Genomic DNA, 4333 nt, shown 5'->3' with positions numbered 1-4333 from the left:
GGGGGAAAATTCAGGTACTTTTTCCCTGAAAATTAGGTAGTTGACCACCTGAAAATCGGTAAAACCCATCCCCCATCCCCCATCCCCCAACCCCCAACCCCCAACCCCCACCGAAAAACTTTTTCAGCAGACCCTAATTATGCCAGTAGCAATTACCCTGCGACTGGTTTTAGCTTTTCTTTTCGCTTTGATAGGGGCAATTGCTTTACTAGCTTACAGAATTTCATGCGTTGCTCCTTGGCAGTTAGAACTATTAAAATCTCCCAATCATCGGGTGGCATTTCTGGAATCCCTATTTTTACGACCGGCAGTTTCGGACTATTAATTTATCTGATCGCATCCGCACAGGCGATCATCCATTTTGCTTGCGGTTTTCTGGGTATTATCAAACCTCCGATACAAGTATTAATAGTACGGCGAGGCGGCGACTGGTAGCAACCCAAGGAATGCTTTCCTATTTTTTATCCGTCTCGATTATTGCTATTATTTTTGGAATGATTGGTAATTTACTCTCAGCAAAAAAGATATTTTATTAAGGAAGTTATGGTTCATCAGAAAATTAACCTCGATCGCCTTAGTCCGGAAGATGCACTAATTACCCCCACCTATGCTTCCCGCGCCCTGACTTCCGCTGTACCTAAATACGAGATTCCCGAGGGAGAAATGCCCCCGGCGGTGGCCTACAATTTAATCCGCGATGAACTCGCCCTTGATGGTAATTCTCGCCTGAATCTGGCTACTTTTGTCACCACTTGGATGGAACCGGAAGCCAAACAATTAATGGCGGAAACCTTCGATAAAAACATGATCGACAAGGATGAATACCCACAAACTGCCGAAATTGAACTGCGTTGTGTGAATATGATCGCTAGACTCTGGAATGCTCCCGAAAGCGAAGCGGCAACCGGTTGTTCTACCATTGGTTCCAGTGAAGCGGCGATGTTGGGAGGCATGGCTTTAAAATGGCAATGGCGCAAACGCCGACAAAAAGAGGGTAAACCCACCGACAAACCTAATTTAGTCATGGGCATTAATGTGCAGGTTTGTTGGGAAAAATTCTGTCGTTATTGGGAGGTAGAACCGCGTTTTGTGCCGATGGAAGGGAATCGTTTTCATCTCAATGCGACCGAGGCAATTAAACTAATTGATGAGAATACGATCGGGGTAATTGCAATTATGGGTAGTACCTTTGATGGTAGTTACGAACCCGTCCAAGAAATTAATGATGCCCTGGAAAAATTGAACAGAGAAACCGGCTGGCAAGTTCCCCTGCACGTCGATGGTGCTAGTGGTGGTTTTATTGCCCCTTTTCTCGATCCCGATTTAGTCTGGGATTTTCGCCTCAAATGGGTTAAATCGATTAATGCTTCTGGGCATAAATACGGTTTAGTCTATCCCGGCGTCGGTTGGATTATCTGGCGAGATCGGCAAGAATTACCAGAAGAATTAATCTTTCATTGTAATTATTTAGGCGGTGATCTGCCTAATTTTGCTCTGAATTTTTCTCGCCCTGGCAATCAAGTAGTTGCTCAATATTATAATTTTTTACGCTTGGGTAAAGAGGGTTATCGACAAATTCATCAAGCCTGTCGAGATACGGCTCTGTATTTATCGGGGGAAATCGCTAAGATGGGACCGTTTGAATTGATTACCGATGGCAGCACTATTCCGGTTTTTGCTTGGAAATTAAAGGAGACAATTAGCGATCAATCTAATTATAGTTTATTCGATTTAGCTGATAAATTGCGCGAGCGGGGTTGGTTAGTTCCTGCCTATACAATGCCCAAAAATCGCCAAGATTTAACCGTGCAGCGCGTGGTGATCAAGGAGGGATTTAGTCGCGATATGGCGGCTCTGTTGTTGCGGGATATTCACTCAGCAATCGCCTTCTTTAAATCTCAGTCTAATTATCAGTCAAAATTATCTGGTTCCCATTTCCATCACTAACAGATGTTGAGGAAAAACTCGCTTAAATTCCCTAAATATTGGCAACCATTACAAAGTTCTGGTGTTGCCAATTTTTCCACTCCTGTCTCAACCTAGGCTCTCTGCACCTCATCGAGGACAGTAATGCCTGAAGCTTACCCGACTACACACAAAAAAATCTGACTTAATCCTATGCAATTTGTACCAGTTGTCGATATTAATCAAAGATATTTAATGCTAACTACACCATCTAAAGCTAGAGGATGGATGAAAAAAATTGGGCATACCTTGGTAATATTTTTTGTAGTTTTACTACTGACTCTAACCTCCCCTCTTTTGGGAATCGCTCAAAATCCGACACAACCGGAAAATAAAATTGACGGCTTTCCAGTTATGTTAGATGGAAAAACTCTCTTTTTTATCCGGCGGGGAGTTTCTTCATTTTCGGCGGAGGAGAGAGCTAACACTATTACCCGGAGAATTGAAAGAATTGCTCAAAATGATTCTATTCCTATTGAGAACCTGACAATTGAGCAGATTCCTGATGATAACTCACTTTATTTAAGTATAGATCAAGAAGTGATTCTAACGGTGACGGAGCGAGATGCAAAAGCCTATCGTTCAACGCCGGAGGTTTTAGCTCAACAAGCTTTACAAAAAATTCAGGTCGCTATCGCTCAATATCGCCAAGATCGAAAACCAGAACAACTACTTAAGAACATCATTTATACGGTTATAGCTACCTTTTCTTTCTTGATTATTAGCTTTGCAGTTATCAAAATTTCAGGGAAGCTATTTCCCTTCATTAGACGTTTGATTGAATCCTTGACACCAGGCATTCAAATCGGGAATATTGAGATTGTATCTTCCTCTAAAATTAGCTTCTTTTGGCTGCGAGTTCTTCGGATGATTCGCTTATTTATTCTGTTTTTATTAACATTCAATTATGCTACATTTGTACTTCGTTTATTTCCCTGGACAAGAGTTTTTGGCGAGAGTATTTTAGGTTATTTTTCTCGATCATTAGAACTGGTTTTATCCTCCATTGGCAAATATCTTCCCAATGCCTTTATTATTGCCATAATCATTTTTGTAACCTACTACTTAATCCGGCTAATCAAGCCCTTTTTTACGGCAATAGAAAGAGGAAATCTGGTTATTCCTGGTTTTTATACTGATTGGGCTAAACCTACTTACAATCTCCTATTAGTCATAATTATTGCCTTAGCAGCAATAGTTGCTTTTCCCTATTTGCCCGGTTTTGATTCCCCGGCTTTCCGCGGTGTTTCTGTTTTTCTTGGTCTTCTTTTATCCCTTGGTTCTACTTCGGCGATCGCCAATGTTATTGGGGGAATTATTCTTATCTATACCCGTGCCTTTCGCATCGGAGATCACATTCAAGTAGGAGATGTAATTGGCGATCTAATTGAAAAAAACTTCCTAGTCATTCGCATTTGCACTCCCACTAATAAAATCATTACTATTCCTAACTCATCTTTATTAAGTAGTAATGTGATTAACTTTAGTATTTCCTCGCGGGAATTAAACAGAAATCTAATTATTCAGACAACGATTACCCTAGGGTACGATCTGCCTTGGCGAAAAGCCCACAAAACCTTAATTGAAGCTGCTCTAGAAACTGACCATATTCTCAAAGAACCCGCACCTTTTGTCCTGCAAACTAGCCTAGATAATTTTTACATCAGTTATCAATTAAATGCTTACACTAACCAACCCAATTTGATGGTAATAATTTATTCAGAACTCCATCAAAATATTCAAGACAAGTGTAATGAAGCTGGGATTGAGATTCTCTCTCCCAGTTACACCTCCCTACGAGATGGAAATACAACAACCATTCCCGAAAATTATTTACCTTCCGATTATGCTGCGCCTCCCTTTCGCGTTCAATCTTCAGATAATCAGGAAAACAACACATTTTGACACCAAATCCGTTTTTAATCACTCACTGTTGGCGGATTATTAATATAATGTTAATTGAGCTTAGAAGGAGATAAATCGATGACGGCATCCTATGAGCAAGACTTTGGACTTTAGTCCGAACAAATGGCCGATTTATTAGCCTCCGGTCGGTTTTCCGAGTTAGATATTGAGAATTTAGTCGAAGAGGTACGGGATTTGTCGAAACGGGAGTGCGATCGCATGATCTTTTAGGGTGCGTGTTTACGGCGATAATCTCTCATAAAAAAACCAAATCAACAATCCGCACGCCACGCACTAACTTTATCATTAAATTGGTGCGCTTTGATTATCGAAAATTTGGGTTAAAACCCCGTCCTTTGAGGACGGCTTTAAGCTACAATGGAAAAAGCGATAACCAAGCTAAAAACTGAACCTTGACAACAGATAGTAGGGGGTTTCGTTCAGAAAAGACTTCAAATTCGGC

Annotated in this window: 3 protein-coding genes and 1 pseudogene; all 4 read left to right on the top strand. The window is 41.0% G+C overall.

The window, feature by feature from the left end; all coding sequences use genetic code 11:
- The first annotated feature begins 139 nt into the window (after positions 1-139).
- Positions 140-325, top strand: coding sequence for a hypothetical protein (locus tag IM319_RS16460; RefSeq protein WP_287736304.1), 186 nt, complete (start codon positions 140-142; stop codon positions 323-325).
- 218 nt (positions 326-543) lie between these two features.
- Positions 544-1947: a glutamate decarboxylase gene (locus tag IM319_RS16455; protein WP_286825864.1), complete on the top strand. Its 1404-nt coding sequence runs from the start codon at positions 544-546 to the stop codon at positions 1945-1947.
- 171 nt (positions 1948-2118) lie between these two features.
- The gene (locus IM319_RS16450; protein WP_287078319.1) at positions 2119-3870 is read left to right on the top strand and encodes a mechanosensitive ion channel family protein; all 1752 of its coding nucleotides are present in this window, start codon (positions 2119-2121) and stop codon (positions 3868-3870) included.
- Between the two features lie 123 nt (positions 3871-3993).
- Positions 3994-4095: pseudogene (locus IM319_RS16445) on the top strand (DUF29 family protein); the annotation flags it as partial.
- Positions 4096-4333: the final 238 nt, after the last annotated feature.

The sequence above is a fragment of the Microcystis sp. M113S1 genome, from assembly GCF_020246945.1.
Classification (GTDB): domain Bacteria; phylum Cyanobacteriota; class Cyanobacteriia; order Cyanobacteriales; family Microcystaceae; genus Microcystis.
Note: the sequence above shows the minus strand (reverse complement) of the source record. Positions and strands in the feature narration are given on the sequence as shown.

Excerpts from the sequence above, each read along its gene's own strand:
- IM319_RS16460 (WP_287736304.1), top strand. The coding sequence starts at position 140 with ATGCCAGTAGCAATTACCCTGCGACTGGTTTTAGCTTTTCTTTTCGCT.
- IM319_RS16455 (WP_286825864.1), top strand. The coding sequence starts at position 544 with ATGGTTCATCAGAAAATTAACCTCGATCGCCTTAGTCCGGAAGATGCA.
- IM319_RS16450 (WP_287078319.1), top strand. The coding sequence starts at position 2,119 with ATGCAATTTGTACCAGTTGTCGATATTAATCAAAGATATTTAATGCTA.